The organism is Nocardia sp. NPDC058633 (assembly GCF_042717045.1).
Taxonomy (GTDB): domain Bacteria; phylum Actinomycetota; class Actinomycetes; order Mycobacteriales; family Mycobacteriaceae; genus Nocardia.
The window spans coordinates 1-19,856 of record NZ_JBHXRA010000036.1 but is presented as its reverse complement, the minus strand read 5'-3'; the positions used below and the strand labels follow the sequence as shown (position 1 = coordinate 19,856).

Genomic DNA, 19,856 nt, shown 5'->3' with positions numbered 1-19,856 from the left:
AATCCGAGGGGCGATACTGCGGCTTCGCCGTTCCGTCTCGCCCCTCGGATTCGAGGCGGGCCGCAAACCCAGGACGCGGTAGAGACAGACACAGCGACGACCTGTCAGGAGTTTCCTGACAGGCCGTCGTCATGCTTTCAGAGGCGGGCGGGGTCGATCATGCCTTTGCGTACGGCGTTGACGATGCGGCGCGGCACTCGGTACTCGACGCCGGCCACGGTCACCGGGACCAGCTGTGGCACTTCCGCTTTCCACTGCGCGCGCCTGCTTCGGGTGTTGGAGCGCGACATTCTGCGCTTGGGGACCGCCATGGTTCAGCCTTCCTTGCCCGCGCGTGCGCGCTTTCCGTACTTGCGCTCGAACTTCTCGACGCGACCCTGGGTGTCGAGGTTGCGGGCGGTGCCCGTCCAGAACGGGTGCGAATCGGAGGTCACGTCGACCACCATGAGGGGGTAGGTGTTGCCGTCGGCCCACTCGACGGTCCGATCGCTGGTCGCGGTCGACCTGGTCAGGAACTGCTTGCCGGTGCTCACGTCCTCGAACACGACGGGGTGGTAATCGGGGTGGATTCCCGCTTTCATGCCGTTTCTCCTCTCGGATTGGTGCGCTCGCTCGCCGAGGCCGTGGCCTCGGTGGGATCGGCGCAGGGATCTTCGTGCCAGTCGCCGAAGGGGTCCTCCCACAGCGCGACTCGTTCAGGGGCCCGCTCGACCAGGCGCAGCTCGTCGTCTTCGACGAGCGCCCAGTGCAGGGCGTGGCGGATCTCGGCGGGGTCGGCGTCGTGGGCCAGGATCACCAGCGACACATCGCGATCACCGAACCGCTCGTCCCAGCCCAGCGCGGCCATCACCTGCCGATCCGGGTCGGCGGCGGCGCGTTCCTGCGGGCTCATCGCTGCCAGCCAGCGCCCGGCGCCACCGACCCGCAGGCCACCACCCGCCGACTCGAGCCACACCACATGGTCGGGCTGAGTCGCCAGCCAGACCCGGCCGCGGGCGGTGACGACGCCGTCGAGCAGCACGTCGAGCGCCTCGTGCAACCGCTCGGGATGAAAGGGCCTGCGGGCGGCGAATTCGACGATCGAAACCCCGCAGTCGGTGCTCAGCGGCGGCTGCCCGCGCAGCAACGGCGCGTGCGCGTCGAAGATCCGGCCGCGACGCGAGTCGGCGGGCACGCGGGTGAGCAGGGCGCCGATCTCCATGTCGTCGAAGCCTGACAAGTCGTCGAGCCAGGCGACCGGCGCGGCGGGAGCCAGCCGGTCGAGCACCGCCCCGAGACGTTCGCGGTCGAGCGCGTCGGTCCCGGCGGTACGCACGACCAGCGCGTCGGCGAAGTCCACCTGCCCCACAGCCACCTGCGCGACCGTGCGCTCGTCGTCGGCCGAGGCCAGTCCCCGATCGGCCAGCACCTCGTCGCCGGTGGCGTCGGCGAGCCACTGCTGCCCGTCGAGGCAGGTCAGCACGGCTTCGATCCGCACGGATCGCCCGGCGGGCCCCTCGACGCGATCGGCGACTCCGGTGACCACGACATTCTCGATCGCATGGCACAGCGCCTCTGCCTCGATGCCGGGATCCAGCGCCAGCACGATGCGTTCGACATGACCGCGCGTGGCGAGCGTGCACAGCATCGGCAACAGGTCGGCGCGCAGCGTGCACGACACACAGCCGTGGGCGAGTTCGAGCACCGTGGTGGTGACGTTGCCCGCGGTCCGCACCGTGCGGCGCACCACACCCTCGCGCAGTTCCGCGAGGTCGTGGTGCACCACCACGGTGCCCGCGTCCGCGCTCATCGTGTGCGCGATGTGTTCGACGCCGTCCATGGCGGGTCCCGAGAAGCCGGCCAGCAGCACCACGGGCGTTCTCCGGTCCGACTGGTCAAGCACCCGATACCCCTTTCGACAATGATTTTCATTTACTTCAACGCGACTGTACAGTGCGGAATAATCGTTGTCGAAAATGGTTGTCATAACCATGGAAGGAGGTCGCATGTCGGCCCACTGCCAGGTCACCGGTCGCAAGCCGGGCTTCGGAAAAGCCGTCTCGCACTCGCACCGGCGCACCAACCGACGCTGGAACCCCAACATCCAGCACAAGACCTACTACCTGCCCAGCGAGGGTCGACGCATCACGCTGACGGTCTCCACCAAGGGCATCAAGACCATCGACCGCGACGGGATCGAGGCTGTAGTGGCCCGCATCCGCGCTCGCGGGGACAAGATCTAGGAGCTGAACATGGCCTCGAAATCGACCGATATCCGGCCGATCGTCAAGCTGAAGTCCACCGCCGACACCGGCTTCACCTACGTCACCCGCAAGAACCGCCGCAACGACCCCGACCGGCTGGTCCTGCGCAAATACGACCCCGTCGTGCGCCGCCACGTCGACTTCCGCGAGGAGCGCTGACGCTCCCTGAGCTCAGGGCCGCCAAGCGGCAGCGCAGCGTAACCATGCAGGCACAGTGAAGGGAGCCGATATATGGCCAAGAAATCCAAGATCGCCCGCAACGAACAGCGGCGCGAGATCGTCGAACGGTTCGCGGCCCGGCGGGCCGAGCTCAAGGAGATCATCCGCAAGCCCAGCACCGGCGAGCCCGAGCGCGCCGCCGCACAGGCCGAACTGCGCAACCAGCCGCGTAATGCCAGTCCGGTACGATTGCGCAATCGGGACGCTGCTGATGGCCGCCCACGCGGCTATCTCCGCAAGTTCGGCCTCTCCCGTGTTCGTGTGCGCGAGATGGCCCACCGGGGCGAGCTGCCCGGGGTCCACAAATCGAGCTGGTAGAGCCTCCCCAAACTGATTCGTGAGAAGGAATATCCCATGGCAGTGAAGCGAGCACCGTCCAAGAAGGCACGTGCCGACCAGGGCCGTAAGCCGAAAAAGAATCCGCTGATCGCCGCGGGCATCGAGTACGTCGACTACAAAGACGTCAACCTGCTGCGCACCTTCATCTCCGATCGCGGCAAGATCCGCAGCCGCCGCGTCACCGGCCTGACCCCGCAGCAGCAGCGTCAGGTGGCCGTCGCGGTGAAGAACGCGCGCGAGATGGCGCTGTTGCCGTTCACCACGACCAAGTAGCCCCGTGAACACGAGAATGGCCCCGAAGCTGTTGCCTCGGGGCCACTTTCGTGTGCGTACTACGGGATGGTCAGCACCTGACCGGCGTTGATGAGATCCGGATTGTCGATACCGGAGGCCGCGGCGATCTCGTGGTACCGGTTGCCGTCACCGTAGAAGCGCTCCGAGATGGCCCACAGGGTGTCGCCCGACTCGACCGTGTAGGTCTGCGCGGCCGGCGGCGGCGGGGGGACCTCTTCAGCGACCGGAGCGGCGGCGACCGGCTCGGGAGCGGGCAGCGGGTTGTCGGTGTTGGTGGCCGTGGCCCACGCGACCGAACCGTCGGTGCCGTAGAGCACGACGTTGCGGTCGGGCTGCACAACCAGCTTCTCGACGTTCTTGCCGCTGGTGTCGGTCGCCCAGACGCGCTGGCCGTTGCCGCTGTAGACGACGAAGTCGCCGTCGTGCTGCAGGGCCGCGCGCTGCGCGTCCTGCCCGTGCGTCTGTGCGGCCCATACGACGTTGCCGTCGGGCTCGGTCAGCACGAGGTTGCCGTCCGGCTGCAGAGCCAGGGTGTACGCACCGCCGGTCAGGGACTGTCCCAGTCCCAGTTCTTCGCCTACGCGCAGCGTGTCGCCCACGATGTTCCTTTCGAAGATCCAGTTGCAGAGCATCCAACAGAAGATGCCGGCCGTGTGCCACGATGCCGCATCAAGGCCGAATGTAGTCCTCGCGGAGCGGAAATGGGAGGGTTACGCGCAGGGTTCGCGGAAAGTTCACTGGCGAGTGCGGTCCCCGCTGTGCGGTCTAGGGTTGAACCCATGTCGACGATGCCGCGCCGCGCCGCCACGGCCGCGATCCTGGCCGCCCTGTTCGCACCCCTCACCGCATGCTCGAACTCGGATGAGCCTGCGCCCCAACCGGATACATCGGCGACCAACAGCCGACCCGAGAGCCCGGCCCCCAGCCTCGGCGAGCCCTTCATCGCCGACCCCACCCTCGTCAACCCCCACCCGATCCCGTTCACGTCCTGGAATCGACTCGGCGACAACAAGATCGGCGTCACCTTCCAAACCGGCAACCCCGCCTGTTACGCCGTGGACGCCACCGTCACCGAGACTCCCCAGGCGGTCACCATCGCCCTGCGCTCCGGCACCCGGGCAGACGCGGTCGACAAGATGTGCACCATGAACGCGGTACTGGGCACCATGGAGATCGCCCTGAATTCCCCACTGGGCACCCGCGAGGTCCTCGACGCCGGATAGCCGAAAACGGGTGCCGCACCGAGGATTCGGCGTGGCACCCGTTTGCGGTGTCGACTCAGTGAGCGAAGTGGCGCGCGCCCGTCAGGTACAGCGTGACGCCGGCTTCCTTGCAGAGCTCGATGGTGTCCTTGTCTCGGATCGAGCCACCGGGCTGCACGATCGCGCGAACGCCCGCGGCCACCAGGATCTCCGGACCGTCCGAGAACGGGAAGAAGGCGTCGGAGGCGGCGACGGAACCCTTCGCACGCTCGCCCGCACGCTCGACGGCGAGCTTGCAGGAGTCGACGCGGTTGACCTGCCCCATGCCGACGCCGACCGCGGCGCCGTCCTCGGCGAGCAGGATCGCGTTCGACTTCACCGAACGGCAAGCGCGCCAAGCGAACTCGAGGTCGGCCAGGGTGGTGACGTCGGCCGGGTCGCCCGCGGCCAGGGTCCAGTTGACCGGATCATCGCCCGCGGCATCGAGGACGTCGCGGTCCTGCAGCAGCGCCCCGCCGCTGATCGGGCGCAGCTCCACACCCTTGCGCTGCGGCGCATCGGCCACCAGTACGCGCACATTCTTCTTGCGCTGCAACACTTCCACCGCGCCGGAGGCGTACCCGGGAGCGATGATCACCTCGGTGAAGATCTCGGCGACCTGCTCGGCCATCTCGACGCTGACCTCGCGGTTGGCCGCGATCACACCACCGTAGGCGCTGACCGGGTCGGTCGCGTGGGCCTTGCGGTGGGCCTCGGCGATATCGGCGCCGACGGCGATGCCACACGGGTTGGCGTGCTTGATCACCGCGACAGCGGGCTCGTCGAAGTCGAAAGCCGCACGCCAGGCGGCGTCGCCATCGGTGTAGTTGTTGTACGACATCTCCTTGCCGTGCAACTGCTGCGCCTGCGCGATCCCCACCGTGCCGTCGTTGCTGGTGTACAGCGCGGCGGCCTGGTGCGGGTTCTCGCCGTAGCGCAGCACCGCGGCGCGCTCCCACGAACCGGCGACCCAGCCGGGGAACTGCTCGGTCTCCTCGGCGACGGCGGGCACGGCGACCGAGCCCATCCAGCTCGCGACAGCCACGTCGTAGCTCGCGGTGTGCTGGAAGGCCTTGGCGGCCAGCGCGGTGCGCTCGGCGAGGGTGAACCCGCCGGACTTCACCGCGGCGAGCACGTCGTCGTAATCGGTGACGTCGACGACCACGCCGACGGAGGGGTGGTTCTTCGCGGCGGCACGCACCATCGAGGGCCCACCGATGTCGATCTGCTCGACACACTCGTCGACGCTCGCGCCACTGGCCACGGTCTGGGTGAACGGGTACAGGTTCACCACCACCAGCTGGAACGCCTCGACACCCAGCTCCACGAGCTGGTCGACGTGCTCGGCGCGACGGGTGTCGGCCAGGATGCCGGCGTGTACCCGGGGGTGCAGCGTCTTGACGCGTCCGTCGAGCGTCTCCGGGAACCCGGTCAGATCCTCGACCTTGGTGACCGGAATCCCGGCCTCGGCGATCTTGCCCGCGGTCGAACCGGTCGAGACCAGCTCCACACCGGCTGCGTGCAGCCCGGTAGCGAGCTCGACGAGCCCGGTCTTGTCGTAGACGCTCACCAGCGCCCTCTGGATCGCCTTACGTTCACTCACCGGTGTGCTCGCTCACTGGTATTTCTGCCTTTCGTCCGTCGGAGACAATGCCTCGCGTCGCGACGGCGGCGATGACCTCCGCCAGTAACCGTCGCTCGACAACCTTGATGCGCTCCTGCAGCGTGTCCTCGTCGTCGCCGGGCACCACGTTCACCGACTCCTGCGCGAGGATCGGGCCGGTGTCGACGCCCGCGTCGACCAGGTGCACGGTGCAGCCGGTGACCTTGACGCCGTAGGCGAGCGCGTCACGCACCCCGTGCGCGCCGGGAAACGACGGCAGCAGCGCGGGATGGGTGTTGATGAGTCGGCCGCCGAAGCGCTCCATGAACGCGGCGCCGAGGATTTTCATGAAGCCCGCCAGAACCACCAGATCGGGCTTGTGCGCGTCGACGCCCTCGGTGAGGGCGAGGTTCCAAGCTTCACGATCCGGAAAATCTTCGAGTCCCACCTTGAAGTGCGGCACCCCCGCGGCATCGGCGTGCGCGGTGGCCGGGCAGTCCCGGTCGACGCCGACGGCGACGATCCGCGCCGGGTAGCCGGGCTCGCGGGCGGCGGCCAGGAGCGCGTTGAGCAGCGAGCCGGTGCCCGAGGCCAGAACGACGACGGTGGCCGGGGTTCTGGCGGGCTTCCACGGGGCAAACGAGGACGTCAGCGCTCTACTCCTGCGTGTGATCGGGCGGCGGCGATGGCGACAGGCGCCGGGTCGAGCTTAGCGACCGGGGGTCTTGTCACCGTCCGGCAGGTCCGACTCGACCACTTCGACGTCGACGATGTCGTCGGCGGGCTCGTCGGTCGAACCGGGCGCGGCGATGCTCACTTCGACATCGTCATCGAAGTCCTCGACCAGTTCGCCGTCGACTTCGACTGCGGGGTCGTCGTATTCGGCGAGATCCTCGGCGTCGTCGGGATCGTCGGGGTCCTCGTACTCGTCCTCGTCGTAGTAGTCGTCGTCCTCGTAGTCGTCGGTGTCGTACTCGTCGTAGTCCTCGGTCGACTCGGGCGGCTCGGTCGGTGTCAGGAAGCGGCGGGCGAAGACCATGCCGACGAAACCGCCGAAACCGAACCAGGTGACCATCAGCACGACCAGCATCAGCAGATCGACCCCGACCCAGCCGACGGCACCGAGTTGACCACTGCCGAGGATCGCGAGGATCAGGAAGGTCATCGTGGACAGACCGGCGCAGGTGAGTGTCGCCCACGGCGCGCCCGGCCGGTCGTCGCTGGTGCGGCCGAGTTCGATCCCGCCGAGCATCCCGACGCCGAGCGGGACCAGCAGCAGCACCGCCCACCACCCCGATGCGGGCCCTTCCGGCACGGGAATCAGCGCGGGCAGCACCGGCATGTGTCCGCCGGTGACGCCGAACAGGCCGACCGATCCGGCCCCGAACAACACCGTGGCGCCGCTGAGGATCCCGGCCGCGCCGATCACCACATTCGGCAGGTAGAGCAACGAGAGCAAGGTCATGCCGAGCACGTCGGTGGCGTTGTGGGCCTGCGCGAAGGCACCGTCGAGCCGGGACAGGTGCGTGAAGAACGAGATGACGGTGGCCAGTGCGGCACAGCCGAGCATGCGCAACACGGTGCGACGCGCGGCACGGGCGCCGAGGATCGCCCACTCGGGAATCTCGATCGGCACCAGCGCGCACACCGAACTCCACGCCCTGCTGCTGATCCCGGCGGCGGCCGCGCCCAGATACAGCACCAGCACCCAGCCGAACGCCGCGACCGGGCCTGCCGATTCGAGTGGCGTGACGCCCGCGGCGTCACCGGTGACAGCGAGGCACACGGCCGTCATCAGCAGCGGTCCGGCCACCACCGCGCCGGTCAACCAGCCCAGCTCGACCGGGGTCGGCCGGTTCGGAACGGCACGCGCGCATTCGCGGGCGGCCAGCCAGGCCAGCACGGCCGTGGGAACCAGTGGGAGCAGGCCCAGGGTGGTCCTGCCGACGGTGAGCGGAACCTGGTGGGCGGCAAGCCAGGTCGCGGCGACCGCGGCGGGCGCGCTGGTGAGATCGGTGCCGGTGGTGAGCATGACCACGAGCACGAGCAGCACCGTCGCCGCCAAGGCGGTGATCGTCGGCCTCGCCGCGACCAGCAGCAGGGTTCGCGCTCGCTCAGGCGAGAGGGACCACCAGCCGGGCTCGGGAGATGGTGCGGCGACGGTCTCCCCGGTGCCGCGTGACCCGGGGGTCCGGCGCACGAGGGAGTTACGGGAGCTCATGACAATTCAGCGTGGCAGCTTCCCCGGCAGCCGCGGGTCAGGCGCGCCGCGAGCCCACAGGCGCACCTGTGGGCTCGCGATCGAAACCTGGACCACCATGCGGCAGCCGTATCCATTCGGCATGCCCGGGCCTTGACCGACCATGCCTGCGGTTCTACTTGTTGTCGTCGTTCGGACGGAACGCGGTGGTCGCGTCGGCCGCCGGATCGGCGGTCTGCTCGCCACCGAACGGCTGCGACTGCCCCGGCGACGACTGCTGCGCGCCACCGTAGTTCGGCGCACCGAACGGCTGGCCCTGCTGCTGTCCACCGAAGGTCTGCGTGGCGCTCTCGTCGGGACGCGGCTGCGGCGCCTGCGGTGCCGCACCGTACGGCGACCCCTGCTGCTGCGGGGCACCGTACTGCTGGCCGTACGGCGACTGCTGCGGCTGGGCGGGCTGGCCGTAGGGCTGCTGCCCCGGCTGACCGTAGGACGGCTGCGGAGCCTGTGGCATCGACGGCTGGCTCTGCTGGCCGTACGGCGACTGCGTCGGGTACTGCCCACCGGTCTGGGGCTGGCCGTAACCGGTCTGGCCGTAGGACTGCTGACCGGGCTGGCCATAGCTCTGCTGGCCGTACCCCTGCTGGCCGTACTGGCCGTACTGACCCGGCTGCTGCTGCGGCTGCGCCGGTTTCGGTGCGGGGGCCTTGATGATCCCCATCCCGAACAGCAACGCCAGCACCAACAGCACGGCGGTGACGAACGAGAACGCGGCGACGACGAACGCGCCCCACTGCAGTTCTATGCCTTCACCCACGCTGATCAGCGACACGACGATGCCGATGAACGAGGCCACCGCGAGTGCCGCGGCCACGCCGAGGACATTCTGCTTGGGCAGCAGCGACAGCCCGGCCAGTAACGCGGCGGCCAGGATCAGCGTCGCGAGCGCGGCGCTGCTGGACTCGAACATGCTGCCGGTCGAGGTCTCACGCAGCGCGGTGAAACCGACGTACGGCGCGAAGCCGAGGAGGAAGGTGACGACGCCGAGCCCGGCGGCGGCCGCGGTCAAAATGAACGGCAGCCCTTTGTCCTGCGAACCGGCCGCGGTCGATGGCGCAGCCGCGGCGGCTCCGGTGCTCGGGCCCTGTGGCGCGGCGGGTGTCGCGGGTGTGTTGTACCCGGAGCCCCCGGTCGGGTATGACATGTCTCGTCGTCTCCTTGTCGAGTCGTGCGCATCGGTCGCGTCGAACTGACTGGTGCCTGATCCGATACTTGACGCTACTGCACGCCACGCCCCCGGTCATCACCTACCGATGCAGGCTGTGGATAAACCACTGCCTGTGGATAGATCGACGAAGGCCGCCCAGGTTGAACCTGAAGGCGGCCTTCGACAGTGTGAGGTTGCAGATCGAGCAGTGTTCAATTCGCCTGCGCCCGGGGACCCTGCGTGGTTACGCAAGCTACCGCCCCCGGGGCCCTGACCGGGTCAGGCAGAAGCGATGGACGCCTTCTCCAGGATCTCGCGAGCGAGCGCGGCGGTCGCGGACGGCGTCTTGCCGACCTTCACGCCCGCGGCCTCGAGCGCGTCCTGCTTGGCCTGCGCGGTGCCGCCACCGGAGGAGACGATGGCGCCCGCGTGGCCCATGGTCTTGCCCTCGGGCGCGGTGAAACCGGCGACGTAGCCGACGACCGGCTTGGTCACGTTGGCCTTGATGTACGCGGCCGCACGCTCTTCGGCGTCGCCACCGATCTCGCCGATCATGACGATGATCTTGGTCTCGGGATCCTTCTCGAACGCCTCGATGGCGTCGATGTGGGTGGTGCCGATGACCGGGTCGCCGCCGATGCCGATCGCGGTCGAGAAACCGAAATCGCGCAGCTCGTACATCATCTGGTAGGTCAGGGTGCCCGACTTCGACACCAGGCCGATCGGGCCCTTGCCGGTGATGTTGTTCGGGGTGATGCCGACCAGCGCCTCACCGGGGGTGATGATGCCGGGGCAGTTCGGGCCGATGATGCGGGTCTTGGCGCCCTTTTCGACGTTGTAGGCCCACGCGTAGGCGGAGTCCTGCACCGGGATGCCCTCGGTGATGACCACGAGCAGCGGGATCTCCGCGTCGATGGCCTCGATGATGGCGTCCTTGGAGAAGGCGGGCGGCACGAACGCGATGGAGGTGTCGGCGCCGGTCTTCTCCATCGCCTCGGCGACGGAGGCGAACACGGGCAGCTCGATCTCGTTGCCGTCTTTGTCGGTGTGCTTGACCGTGGTACCGGCCTTGCGAGCGTTGACACCACCGACGATGTTGGTGCCCGCCTTCAGCATCAGCGCGGTGTGCTTGGTGCCCTCGCCGCCGGTGATGCCCTGGACGATGACCTTGTTGTCCTTGTTCAGGAAGATTGACATGAGTTCGTTCCTTTACTTGGCAGCGGCCAGTTCGGCAGCCTTGTCGGCGCCTTCGTCCATGGTCTGGGCAAGCGTCACCAGCGGGTGGTTACGGTCGGTCAGGATCTTGCGACCCTCTTCGACCTTGTTGCCGTCCAGGCGGACGACCAGCGGCTTGTTGGCCTCGTCGCCCAGGGTCTCCAGCGCGCCGACGATGCCGTTGGCGACCGCGTCACAGGCGGTGATGCCACCGAAGACGTTGACGAACACGGACTTCACCTGCTCGTCACCGAGGATGACGTCCAGTCCGGCGGCCATGACGGCAGCCGAGGCGCCGCCGCCGATGTCGAGGAAGTTGGCCGGCTTCACGCCGCCGTGGTTCTCACCGGCGTAGGCGACGACGTCCAGGGTCGACATGACCAGACCGGCGCCGTTGCCGATGATGCCGACCTCGCCGTCGAGCTTGACGTAGTTGAGGTCGTTCTCCTTGGCCTTGAGCTCGAGCGGGTCGGTCGCGTCGACGTCGGCGAACTCGAGATGGTCGGAATGCCGGTACTCGGCGTTCTCGTCCAGGGTGACCTTGCCGTCGAGGGCGAGGATCTCGTCGTTGGGGGTGCGCACCAGCGGGTTGACCTCGACCAGGGTGGTGTCCTCGTTGACGAAGACCTCCCACAGCTTCTGGATGGTCACGGCCGCGGCGTCGAGCACGTCGGCGGGCAGGTGGCCCTTCTCCGCGATCTCACGGGCGAAGGCCAGGTCGACACCCTTGACGGCGTCGACGGCGATCTTGGCGAGGCGCTCGGGAGTCTTCTCGGCGACCTCTTCGATCTCCATGCCGCCCTCGACCGAACACATGGCCAGGTAGGTGCGGTTGGAGCGGTCGAGCAGGAAGGAGATGTAGTACTCCTCCGCGATGTCCTTGGCCTCGGCGACCAGGAGCTTCTTGACGATGTGGCCCTTGATGTCGAGGCCGAGAATGTTCTGCGCGTGCGTGAACGCGTCTTCCGGGGTGGCCGCGTACTTGACGCCGCCAGCCTTGCCACGGCCGCCCACCTTGACCTGCGCCTTGACCATTACGGGCTTGCCGATTTCCTCGGCAATGGCGCGTGCTTCTTCAGCCGTGTCGCAAACACGACCCTCGGACGAAGGCACTCCGTGCTTAACGAAGAGCTCCTTCGCCTGATATTCGAAGAGATCCATGTACTCACCGTCTCGTCTGCGTTGCTATGACAACGTCTTTGTTGGCGGCCCGACGTCGGTAGCGGGTCGGATCGGACTGTAGCTAGTCACGGGGAGGGCTAAACGACCACGTTCATAGTAAGTGGCGCAGGTCACGACCCTTTACGGGAGTCCCGGAAAACCGCTGGCCAAGGCTACTGGCGAGTAGTGAATCGGCGTTTTGCGATGCCTTGGCAGGTCGGGCCGCCTAAAGGTCGAACACCCCGCCATCTACTACGTTATGTCGTCGACGGACCTCACCCGAGATGCCGGAAAACGGTGAGTTATTCCATCGCGTTACGGTGACGAATGTCACACACAGGTGTAGGTTTCCGGCCAGCGCTTGCCACTCTGCAATCGCTTCGTTACCGTCAGTGCGGTCGAAGTCACAACCAGGTCACGACAACCAGGTCACGACTGGCAAGTCAGGACTGAGGAGGACGACAAGCTTGAGGTACTTCAGTACTCGCTTGGAACAGCTGGCGATTCGGCACAGCCGATGAACCACCGCTCCACCCTTCCAGTCGAAAATCGCACCAGTTCAGGCCATCGTTACCGGTATGCCGACGAGTACACGTCGCATCCCCAGCCCCGACGGGCTCCCGCCGCCGCATGGCCCCAGACCGACGACGCATGGCGCGAACAGAACACGTGGTCCGACGACGCGGCGTGGACGCCCGCCGAGGACGAATGGACCGCCGACGAGTCCTATGACACCGGCACGTACGCCACCGACTGGGCGCCCGTAGCCGAACGGACCACCGCCGAAGCACCCCCCGCCCCCCGCCGCGCCGAGCGTCGTGGCGGCGCACACCGAGTCCCCGCACCACCCGCCGCGCTGAAGGGCCGCGCCGCGGTCATCGCTGTCGCCGCCGGTGCGGTGGTCGCCGCGGGTCAGGCCGCGATGGCCGATCCGGGCCAACCCGCCCACGGCATCGATTACGAAGCAGCGGGCCAGGTCCACGAGATCGCCGCCCAGTCGATGAGCACGGCCGAGATCGGCGACCAGGGCACCGGGTCGTCGCCGCAGGTGCTCGACGCGACCACCATCGCCGACCGGAGCCACTTCGACGACATCCTCGCCAAGGGCGCCAAGTTCGCCGAAGACCTCGCCGCCCAGGAATCCGCCAAGCTGCGGCCCCTGTTCGCCAAGTTCACCTCGGGTAACTACACCTCCGGTTTCGGTGCTCGCTGGGGCGTCCAGCACCTCGGCATCGACGTCGCGGGTCCGATCGGCACCCCGATCTACGCGGTCGCCGACGGCACCGTCATCGAAGCGGGCCCGGCTTCCGGTTTCGGCATGTGGGTCCGTGTCCTGCACGACGACGGCACCGTCACCATCTACGGGCACATCGACACCGCCACCGTCTCGCAGGGCGAGCGTGTGATGGCAGGCGACCAGATCGCCACCATGGGCAACCGCGGCTTCTCCACCGGCCCGCACTGCCACTTCGAGGTCTGGCTCAACGGCACCGACAAGATCGACCCGGTCCCGTGGCTGGCGACGCGCGGCATCAGCCTGGGCTCCCAGCGAGACTGACCTGGCTGTTGCGCCACTCCGGATATGTCGGCCGGACTCAGGTGCTGGGCGACTCGCATGAGGGACCGGCGCGATGTTGTGGGTTCTTCTGCGTGACCAGCAGCACGCTTCCGCTCCGCTAGGGGCAGGGTTAGCGTGAGGTATGGCTGGTACGACGAAGTACACGCAGTTCATCGGGCTCGCACCGGAATTGGTGTGGGGAGTGCTCGCAGATCTCGAGCAGTGGTCGGAGTGGAACCCCGGGGTGCGGTCGGTGCGGATGCACGGGCCGGTCGCTGTCGGTGCCACCGGCGACTATCTCCCCAACGGAAAACTCTCGGCACGGATTCACGAGCGTTTCGCTGAACCGTTCACCGTCACCGTGTTCGAACCGAATCGCGAGCTCCGGATCGAGCAGCCCGAACCCGCGGGCACCATGCACCTCACCTGGCGGCTGACACCCCGCGACGGCGGCACCGACATCACCCAGGAACTCCGCTTCACCGGCCCGTCCGCCGCCGCGGCTCGCACCGTCGTCCGCCCGTTCATCGAAACCGACGCGCGCGTGAACTTCTCGCGCCTGGCGCGACTGGCCGGACTCGCTCCCACCGACGACGCGCTGAATGTGGTCATCGCGGGTGGCACCGGCGCACTCGGTCTCCAGATCGCCGCCGACCTGACCTGCCGCGGCCAGCGCGTCACCCTGCTGACCCGCCGCCGCAACCCGAATCTGCCCTTCCGCCAGACCGAATGGGACGGCCGCTCGGTCGGCTCCTGGTCCGTCGAACTACGCGAGCCCGGTCGCCTGGCCGTGATCAACCTCGCCGGAAAGTTGGTCGATTGCAGGCCGACCGAACGCAACATCGCCGAATTGCGTTCCAGCCGAGTCGATTCCACCACCGCTCTCGTCGCCGCGGCGGGTCTGCGCGATACCCCTGTCGACTACTGGGTCCAAGCCAGCACCACGGCCATCTGGTCGGACGCGGGCGAAACCCGGTGCACCGAAACAACTCCCCTCCCGGTCGGCCTCCCCCAGATGACCGGCGTCGCCCAGCCGTGGGAGGAAGCCTTCGACCCCGCGCGCGCCGACCACTGGACGATCCTGCGCACCTCCATCGTCCTCGACCCCGACGCCCCCGCCCTCAAGCGCCTCGGCCAACTCACCAAGGCGGGTCTCGGCGGCCGCATCGGCCCCGGCGACCAGTGGTTCAGCTGGATCCACATCGAGGACTGGCTGGCCATCGTCCGAGCCTCCCTCGGCCTGGACCAGAACCTCGCCCTCCCCAACGGCGTCCTCGTGGCCGCCACCGAATTCCCGGTCCGCAACACCGAACTCATGGCCACCCTGCGCCGAATCCTGCACCGCCCCCCGTCACCACCGACGCCGAAGGCGATGCTCACCGTCGGCGCTGTATTCCTGCGCACCGACCCAGCACTCGGCCTCACCGGCCGCCACGCCACCTCCGAGGTACTCCACAAGGCCGGCTTCGACTTCCGCTACCCCACCCTCGACGAGGCCCTGACCTACCTGCTGCCGTCGAGCAGCCCTGAGTAATCAGGCTCGCCGTCCGGGGAACCGGGAGGTGGCCGGACTCGCCCCGCCACCTCCCGCACTCACAACTTGACGATGGTCCGACTGAACTGCGGAATCAACCGAATCTTCCCCGCGGAGCCGAAGTCGATGGTCACCGTAGCCAACGGCCCTACCCCATCCGCGGCGACAACCCGCCCCAACCCGTACTTGTCATCGGTAACCCGATCCCCTACGGCCAGAACGAGTTCGGTGTTGTTGCGCTTGACCGCCCCACCCGGCGCCGGCCGACGCTCACCGGATCCCCCACGCACACCGGGTCGCTGATCCCACCCGCTCCCGCTGGTCCAATCCCGATCGAAACCGCTGTCCTCACCACGACGCCGCCCCCGCTGCACCGGCGAAACCACCGGTTCCAGCCTGCGCCAATCCAACAAGTGCTGCGGAATCTCCTGTAGGAAACGCGATTCCGGATTCGACACCGGCTGCCCCCAGCCGGACCGCACAACAGCCCGCGAGAGATAGAGCCGCTGGCGCGCCCGCGTGATTCCCACGTACGCCAACCGACGTTCCTCGGCCAATTCGTTCGGGTCGCCCAGCGCCCGCATATGCGGGAACTGCCCGTCCTCCCAACCGGTTACGAACACCACCGGAAATTCGAGGCCCTTGGCGGTGTGCAGCGTCATCATGGTGACCACGCCCGTGCCCTCGTCCGGGATCTGGTCGGTATCGGCGACCAGTGACACCCGCTCGAGGAAGGCCGCCAACGACCCCGGCTCCGGTTCACCGTCGCCGGCCTCGGGCACCAGCCCTTCCTCCCGTGCCGCTTCGGCGTTGTTGAACGCCTCGGAACTGAATTCGCGTGCGACGCTGACCAGTTCGTTGAGATTGTCGAGCCGCGCGCCGTCTTGCGGATCGTCGGAAGCTTCCAGTTCGCCGCGATAGCCGGTGCGGTCGAGCACCGCCTCGACCACGTTTCCCACATCGGGATAGTCGCTGTCGGCCCGCTTGCCCGCCACCCGAATCTCGTCGAGCAGATCGAGGAACCCCGCGATGGCCCGCTGGGCACGGGTGTTCAGCAGCGCGACCTTGCCGTCGGCCGCGTCACGCAGTGCCGCGGCGAAACCGATACCGCGCTGTTCGGCGTGCACCGCCACGCACGCCTCCGCACGATCGCCGATTCCGCGGCGCGGTGTATTGAGAATGCGGCGCACACTCACCGCGTCCTCGGGATTCTCCAGCACGCGCAGGTAGGCCACCACGTCGCGCACTTCTTTGCGCTCGTAGAACCGCACCCCACCGACCACCTTGTACGGCAGGCCCATGCGGATGAAAATCTCTTCCAGCGCGCGGGAATTGTTGTTGGTGCGATAGAACACCGCTACGTCGCCGTAGTTGGCATCGCCGCCGTCGACGAGCCGATCGATTTCCTTGGCCACGAAGGAGGCTTCGTCGTGCTCGTTGTCGGCGACGTAGCCGGTGATCAGTTCACCCTCGCCGGAATCGGTCCACAGCTTCTTCTCGCGGCGGCCCTCGTTGCGCGCGATCACCGCGTTGGCGGCGGACAGAATGTGCTGGGTGGAGCGGTAGTTCTGTTCCAGCAGAATGGTTTCCGCATCCGGGAAGTCGCGCTCGAATTCCTCGATATTGCGGATGGTGGCGCCACGGAACGCGTAGATCGACTGATCGGCGTCGCCGACCACGCACAGTTCGCTCGGTCCTACCGCCTGGTCTTCGACGTCGTCGTGATGCCCGACCAGCTCACGCACCAGCACGTACTGGGCGTGGTTGGTGTCCTGGTACTCGTCGACCAGCACGTGCCGGAACCGCCGCCGGTAGTACTCGGCGACCTGTGGATGGTTCTGCAACAGCGCCACCGTCTCGCCGATCAGATCGTCGAAGTCCATCGCGTTGGCCGTGCGCAACCGGCGTTGATACTCGGCGTAGACCCTGGCGACCAGGGCGGGCAGTTCGGTGTCGTCGGCTTCGGCATCGGCGGCGGCCTTTTCCGGGCCGATCAGTTCGTTCTTCAGATTGGAAATCGCCGTCGACAGCAACCGCGCCGAATACTTCTTCGTGTCGATCTCGAAATCGCGACTGATCATCGTGAGCAAACGACGCGAATCGTCGGCGTCGTAGATCGAGAAATTCGAATTCAAGCCGGGCAGCAACGCCGCCTGCATCCGCAGAATGCGCACACAACTGGAATGGAAGGTCGATACCCACATGCTGGCCGCCCGCGGGCCGACCAGCCCGGCAACCCGTTCGCGCATCTCGGCCGCGGCCTTGTTGGTGAAGGTGATGGCCAGGATCTCCCCGGTGCGCACCCCGCGCGCCGCGAGCAGATAGGCGATCCGGCGGGTGAGTACCGCGGTTTTGCCCGAGCCGGCGCCCGCCACGATCAGCAACGGGGACCCCGCGTGCGTCACCGCCGCACGCTGGGGCGGATTGAGCCCGTCGAGCAGGCGCTCGATCTCCTCGGCACGCTGTTGTTCGCGCTCCTGGCGGCGCTGGGACTGTTCGGCACTGTTCTTGGCCGCCGCCTGAGCCAGCGCGGACGCGCCGGCGCCACCACCGTCCCGAGTCGGTGGCACGGCGCCACTCGGCGCGGGCGCCGGTTCGCTGGGATCGGTGGCTGAGGCGTGGGGAGCGACCGTGATGTCCATCGTCTGTCCACGCTACCGGCGGGCACCGACAAGCCGCGAACTGCCGCCACCACGATGACCGGCCGTCGACGACTCGGCAAACTACCGGTGAACGCGCCCAGGTGGACGCGGGCCGCACTTGGTGAACGTTCTCAGCGAATTCACAAACAGAACTGTTTTGCCTACCTAGCGCCCCGTGGCAGACTGAGCCCCATGGTCAGCGCTTCTCCGCATGCCCGGATCGGTCGCCGGTCCGATATCGTGACGGGGAGTACGGCTGATCGCGCACTCCCGGGGGGATCACGTACTGCCCGTCGGGAAAAGTTTCAGGGTGACGGAACAGATCGGGTAACAGGCCGTTCGGTCCGACCGATCCAAGTTCTGACACGAGGAGATGAATGATGAGCACCCCTGCTACGACCACCGGGTCCGATTCGGCATTGCCGCAATCCGAAGCCGAGATCGACAAGCTCCGCCTCGAGATCGATCAGCTCGATGCCACGATCCTCGCCGCGATCAAACGTCGCAGCGAGATTTCCCGGATCATCGGCCGCACCCGGATGGCCTCCGGTGGCACGCGCCTGGTCCACAGCCGAGAGATGAAAGTGCTCGAGCGCTTCAGTGAGCTGGGCCAGGAGGGTCACACCCTCGCCATGCTCCTGCTCCGCCTCGGCCGCGGCCGCCTCGGCCGCTGAGCCACCCCACAGACCATGCGGCGAACCAGCCAGTTCGCCGCTGCCAAAAAGCCGCCCCGGGTGCGACACCATCCCCGGGGCGGTTATTTTTCGCCCGGCTCAGGTCAGGGCGATGTATTTGGTGTTCAGGTATTCCTCGATGCCCTCGGTACCGCCCTCGCGTCCGAACCCTGATTCCTTGACGCCGCCGAACGGCGCCGCGGGATCGGAGATGACGCCGCGGTTGACGCCGACCATGCCGCTGTCCATCGCCTCGGAGATGCGAAGCGCACGGTCGAGGTCGCGGGTGAAGACATAGCTGACCAGCCCGTATTCGGTGTCGTTGGCGGCGGCGACGCCCTCGTCCTCGGTATCGAAGGCCACGATCGGGGCCACCGGGCCGAACACCTCCTCGCGCAGGATGCGAGCGGTCGGCGGCACATCTCCCAAGATCGTGGCCGGGTAGTACCAGCCCGGGCCGCCGGGAACCTTGCCGCCGATCAACACCCGCGCGCCCACGGAGACGGCATCGTCGACCAGCTCGCTCACGATCTCGCGCTGAGCCTCGCTCACCAGCGGGCCAAGGGTGGTCGCGGCATCGGTGCCCGGGCCCATCACGACGGTGTCGGCCATCGCGGCGACGAACTTCTCGGTGAACTCGGCGACCACGCCACGCTGCACGTAGAACCTGTTGGCAGCGGTGCACGCCTCGCCACCGTTGCGCAGCTTCGCCTGCATCGCACCGGCCACGGCGGCGTCGACATCGGCATCGTCGAACACGACGAACGGCGCGTTGCCGCCCAGTTCCATGGAGGTGCGCAGCAGCCGGTTCGCCGACGACGCAACGAGCCCCTTACCGACTTCGGTGGAGCCGGTGAAGGTGAGCTTGCGCAGCCGGGGATCGTCGATCAGCGGGCCTGTGACGGCCCCGGAACGCCGCGTGGTGATCACCGACAGCACCCCGTCGGGCAGGCCCGCTTCGCTACAGAGCTTGGCCAGCGCCAGCATGGTCAGCGGCGTCGCCGAGGCCGGCTTGACGATCATCGTGCAGCCTGCCGCCAGCGCGGGCCCGATCTTGCGGGTGCCCATGGCCAGCGGGAAGTTCCACGGTGTGATCGCCAGGCAGGGCCCTACCGGCTGCTTGGCGACCATGATCCGCCCCGTGCCCGACGGCGCGTTCAGGTATCGCCCGTGAATACGCACCGCTTCTTCACTGTTCCAGCGAAAGAACTCCGCGCCGTAGCGCACTTCGTTGCGGCTCTCCGACAGGGCTTTGCCCATTTCGAGCGTCATCAGCAACGCGAATTCCTCCGCTCGCGCCGTCAGCTGCTCGAACACCGTTCGCAGGATTTCCCCCCGCTCCCGCGACGGCGTCCGGGCCCACGCGGCACCCGCCGCGACGGCCGCGTCCAGCGCCCGCATCGCGTCCTCCGGGGTCGCGTCGGCCACCTGTGCGATCACCGCCCCATCGGCGGGATTGCGCACGTCGAAAGTGCCACCCCCGGTGGCCTCGACGGGTCCGGAGCCGATCCACAAACCCTTGGGCACGAATTCGAGTACGTCGCGTTCAGACACCATCCCGCCAGCCTAAGCCCGCCACCCCGGGCCACCACCCCAACACCGAGGAAGGACGACCGGCACAGGCCACCCCGCACCCGCGACCCATAGGGAGCGGCGGCCACGAAGTGGCCGGTCGCGGCCGGGTCGCCGGTTAGGCGCCGTTGCGTACGCGACGAAGGAGCAAGCA

Annotated in this window: 20 protein-coding genes; 8 read left to right on the top strand and 12 right to left on the bottom strand. The window is 67.7% G+C overall.

The features are described 5' to 3' along the window. Window positions 1-137: 137 nt before the first annotated feature. The 3 genes from rpmF to mrf are packed head-to-tail and all read right to left on the bottom strand — an operon-like array spanning window position 138 to window position 1,882. A complete protein-coding gene (gene rpmF, locus ACFWUR_RS29315; RefSeq protein WP_378911147.1) occupies window positions 138-311 on the bottom strand; it encodes a 50S ribosomal protein L32 in 174 nt (57 codons plus the stop codon). Between the two features lie 3 nt (window positions 312-314). Beyond that, window positions 315-581 carry a type B 50S ribosomal protein L31 gene (locus ACFWUR_RS29310; RefSeq protein WP_378911145.1) on the bottom strand — a complete coding sequence of 89 codons (267 nt, stop codon included), beginning with the start codon at window positions 579-581 and terminating at the stop codon, window positions 315-317. Then, the gene (gene mrf / locus ACFWUR_RS29305; protein WP_378911144.1) at window positions 578-1,882 is read right to left on the bottom strand and encodes a ribosome hibernation factor-recruiting GTPase MRF; all 1,305 of its coding nucleotides are present in this window, start codon (window positions 1,880-1,882) and stop codon (window positions 578-580) included. Before mrf ends, ACFWUR_RS29310 begins: the two co-directional genes overlap by 4 nt. 103 nt (window positions 1,883-1,985) lie before the next feature. Here mrf and rpmB point away from each other — a divergent pair, with 103 nt between their 5' ends. From rpmB to rpsR, 4 genes are all read left to right on the top strand, one after another. Next, window positions 1,986-2,222 (top strand): 50S ribosomal protein L28, encoded by a 237-nt coding sequence (rpmB, locus tag ACFWUR_RS29300; protein ID WP_194826729.1) that lies wholly within the window; start codon window positions 1,986-1,988, stop codon window positions 2,220-2,222. 9 nt (window positions 2,223-2,231) lie between these two features. After that, window positions 2,232-2,402, top strand: coding sequence for a 50S ribosomal protein L33 (gene rpmG, locus ACFWUR_RS29295; RefSeq protein WP_056813994.1), 171 nt, complete (start codon window positions 2,232-2,234; stop codon window positions 2,400-2,402). Window positions 2,403-2,474: 72 nt separating this feature from the next. Further along, on the top strand, window positions 2,475-2,780 hold the full coding sequence (gene rpsN, locus ACFWUR_RS29290; protein WP_056813996.1) for a 30S ribosomal protein S14: 306 nt from the start codon (window positions 2,475-2,477) through the stop codon (window positions 2,778-2,780). Window positions 2,781-2,816: 36 nt separating this feature from the next. Further along, a complete protein-coding gene (rpsR, locus tag ACFWUR_RS29285; protein WP_067449582.1) occupies window positions 2,817-3,074 on the top strand; it encodes a 30S ribosomal protein S18 in 258 nt (85 codons plus the stop codon). 59 nt (window positions 3,075-3,133) lie between these two features. Here the strand turns inward: rpsR and ACFWUR_RS29280 are convergent, their stop codons facing one another. Next, window positions 3,134-3,694, bottom strand: a complete 561-nt coding sequence (locus tag ACFWUR_RS29280; protein WP_378911142.1) for a LysM peptidoglycan-binding domain-containing protein — start codon at window positions 3,692-3,694, stop codon at window positions 3,134-3,136. Window positions 3,695-3,874: 180 nt separating this feature from the next. On the opposite strand from ACFWUR_RS29280, the gene ACFWUR_RS29275 reads away from it, so the two are divergent. Beyond that, window positions 3,875-4,318 (top strand): hypothetical protein, encoded by a 444-nt coding sequence (locus ACFWUR_RS29275; RefSeq protein ID WP_378911140.1) that lies wholly within the window; start codon window positions 3,875-3,877, stop codon window positions 4,316-4,318. Window positions 4,319-4,373: 55 nt separating this feature from the next. Here ACFWUR_RS29275 and purH read toward each other — a convergent pair whose 3' ends face one another. The 6 genes from purH to sucC all read right to left on the bottom strand — a co-directional run bounded on the left by purH (window position 4,374) and on the right by sucC (window position 11,722). Further along, on the bottom strand, window positions 4,374-5,939 hold the full coding sequence (gene purH, locus ACFWUR_RS29270; RefSeq protein ID WP_378911138.1) for a bifunctional phosphoribosylaminoimidazolecarboxamide formyltransferase/IMP cyclohydrolase: 1,566 nt from the start codon (window positions 5,937-5,939) through the stop codon (window positions 4,374-4,376). Beyond that, window positions 5,932-6,612, bottom strand: coding sequence for a phosphoribosylglycinamide formyltransferase (purN, locus tag ACFWUR_RS29265; protein ID WP_378911149.1), 681 nt, complete (start codon window positions 6,610-6,612; stop codon window positions 5,932-5,934). The genes purH and purN overlap by 8 nt, the downstream gene beginning before the upstream one ends. 36 nt (window positions 6,613-6,648) lie before the next feature. Continuing rightward, complete coding sequence (locus ACFWUR_RS29260; protein ID WP_378911137.1) at window positions 6,649-8,160, bottom strand: DUF6350 family protein; 1,512 nt, start codon at window positions 8,158-8,160, stop codon at window positions 6,649-6,651. A gap of 154 nt (window positions 8,161-8,314) precedes the next feature. Beyond that, window positions 8,315-9,343, bottom strand: coding sequence for a DUF5336 domain-containing protein (locus tag ACFWUR_RS29255; protein WP_378911135.1), 1,029 nt, complete (start codon window positions 9,341-9,343; stop codon window positions 8,315-8,317). A 282-nt stretch (window positions 9,344-9,625) separates the two neighbouring features. Continuing rightward, a complete protein-coding gene (sucD, locus tag ACFWUR_RS29250; protein WP_378911134.1) occupies window positions 9,626-10,543 on the bottom strand; it encodes a succinate--CoA ligase subunit alpha in 918 nt (305 codons plus the stop codon). Between the two features lie 12 nt (window positions 10,544-10,555). After that, window positions 10,556-11,722, bottom strand: a complete 1,167-nt coding sequence (gene sucC, locus ACFWUR_RS29245) for an ADP-forming succinate--CoA ligase subunit beta (RefSeq protein WP_378911133.1) — start codon at window positions 11,720-11,722, stop codon at window positions 10,556-10,558. 517 nt (window positions 11,723-12,239) lie between these two features. On the opposite strand from sucC, the gene ACFWUR_RS29240 reads away from it, so the two are divergent. Beyond that, window positions 12,240-13,280, top strand: a complete 1,041-nt coding sequence (locus ACFWUR_RS29240) for a M23 family metallopeptidase (protein WP_378911132.1) — start codon at window positions 12,240-12,242, stop codon at window positions 13,278-13,280. 142 nt (window positions 13,281-13,422) lie between these two features. Further along, window positions 13,423-14,814, top strand: a complete 1,392-nt coding sequence (locus tag ACFWUR_RS29235) for a DUF1731 domain-containing protein (RefSeq protein ID WP_378911131.1) — start codon at window positions 13,423-13,425, stop codon at window positions 14,812-14,814. Window positions 14,815-14,873: 59 nt separating this feature from the next. On the opposite strand, the gene ACFWUR_RS29230 is transcribed toward ACFWUR_RS29235, so the two are convergent. Beyond that, a complete protein-coding gene (locus ACFWUR_RS29230) occupies window positions 14,874-17,456 on the bottom strand; it encodes a UvrD-helicase domain-containing protein (protein ID WP_378911130.1) in 2,583 nt (860 codons plus the stop codon). Between the two features lie 380 nt (window positions 17,457-17,836). Between ACFWUR_RS29230 and ACFWUR_RS29225 the strand changes: the two genes are divergently transcribed. Next, a complete protein-coding gene (locus ACFWUR_RS29225) occupies window positions 17,837-18,130 on the top strand; it encodes a chorismate mutase (protein ID WP_056816138.1) in 294 nt (97 codons plus the stop codon). 99 nt (window positions 18,131-18,229) lie between these two features. Here the strand turns inward: ACFWUR_RS29225 and ACFWUR_RS29220 are convergent, their stop codons facing one another. Next, the gene (locus tag ACFWUR_RS29220; RefSeq protein WP_378911128.1) at window positions 18,230-19,687 is read right to left on the bottom strand and encodes an NAD-dependent succinate-semialdehyde dehydrogenase; all 1,458 of its coding nucleotides are present in this window, start codon (window positions 19,685-19,687) and stop codon (window positions 18,230-18,232) included. Window positions 19,688-19,856: the final 169 nt, after the last annotated feature.

Coding starts and splice junctions, on each gene's coding strand:
- rpmF (WP_378911147.1), bottom strand. CDS start 311: ATGGCGGTCCCCAAGCGCAGAATGTCGCGCTCCAACACCCGAAGCAGG.
- ACFWUR_RS29310 (WP_378911145.1), bottom strand. CDS start 581: ATGAAAGCGGGAATCCACCCCGATTACCACCCCGTCGTGTTCGAGGAC.
- rpmB (WP_194826729.1), top strand. CDS start 1,986: ATGTCGGCCCACTGCCAGGTCACCGGTCGCAAGCCGGGCTTCGGAAAA.
- rpmG (WP_056813994.1), top strand. CDS start 2,232: ATGGCCTCGAAATCGACCGATATCCGGCCGATCGTCAAGCTGAAGTCC.
- rpsN (WP_056813996.1), top strand. CDS start 2,475: ATGGCCAAGAAATCCAAGATCGCCCGCAACGAACAGCGGCGCGAGATC.
- rpsR (WP_067449582.1), top strand. CDS start 2,817: ATGGCAGTGAAGCGAGCACCGTCCAAGAAGGCACGTGCCGACCAGGGC.
- ACFWUR_RS29275 (WP_378911140.1), top strand. CDS start 3,875: ATGTCGACGATGCCGCGCCGCGCCGCCACGGCCGCGATCCTGGCCGCC.
- ACFWUR_RS29260 (WP_378911137.1), bottom strand. CDS start 8,160: ATGAGCTCCCGTAACTCCCTCGTGCGCCGGACCCCCGGGTCACGCGGC.
- ACFWUR_RS29255 (WP_378911135.1), bottom strand. CDS start 9,343: ATGTCATACCCGACCGGGGGCTCCGGGTACAACACACCCGCGACACCC.
- sucD (WP_378911134.1), bottom strand. CDS start 10,543: ATGTCAATCTTCCTGAACAAGGACAACAAGGTCATCGTCCAGGGCATC.
- sucC (WP_378911133.1), bottom strand. CDS start 11,722: ATGGATCTCTTCGAATATCAGGCGAAGGAGCTCTTCGTTAAGCACGGA.
- ACFWUR_RS29240 (WP_378911132.1), top strand. CDS start 12,240: ATGAACCACCGCTCCACCCTTCCAGTCGAAAATCGCACCAGTTCAGGC.
- ACFWUR_RS29235 (WP_378911131.1), top strand. CDS start 13,423: ATGGCTGGTACGACGAAGTACACGCAGTTCATCGGGCTCGCACCGGAA.
- ACFWUR_RS29230 (WP_378911130.1), bottom strand. CDS start 17,456: ATGGACATCACGGTCGCTCCCCACGCCTCAGCCACCGATCCCAGCGAA.
- ACFWUR_RS29225 (WP_056816138.1), top strand. CDS start 17,837: ATGAGCACCCCTGCTACGACCACCGGGTCCGATTCGGCATTGCCGCAA.
- ACFWUR_RS29220 (WP_378911128.1), bottom strand. CDS start 19,687: ATGGTGTCTGAACGCGACGTACTCGAATTCGTGCCCAAGGGTTTGTGG.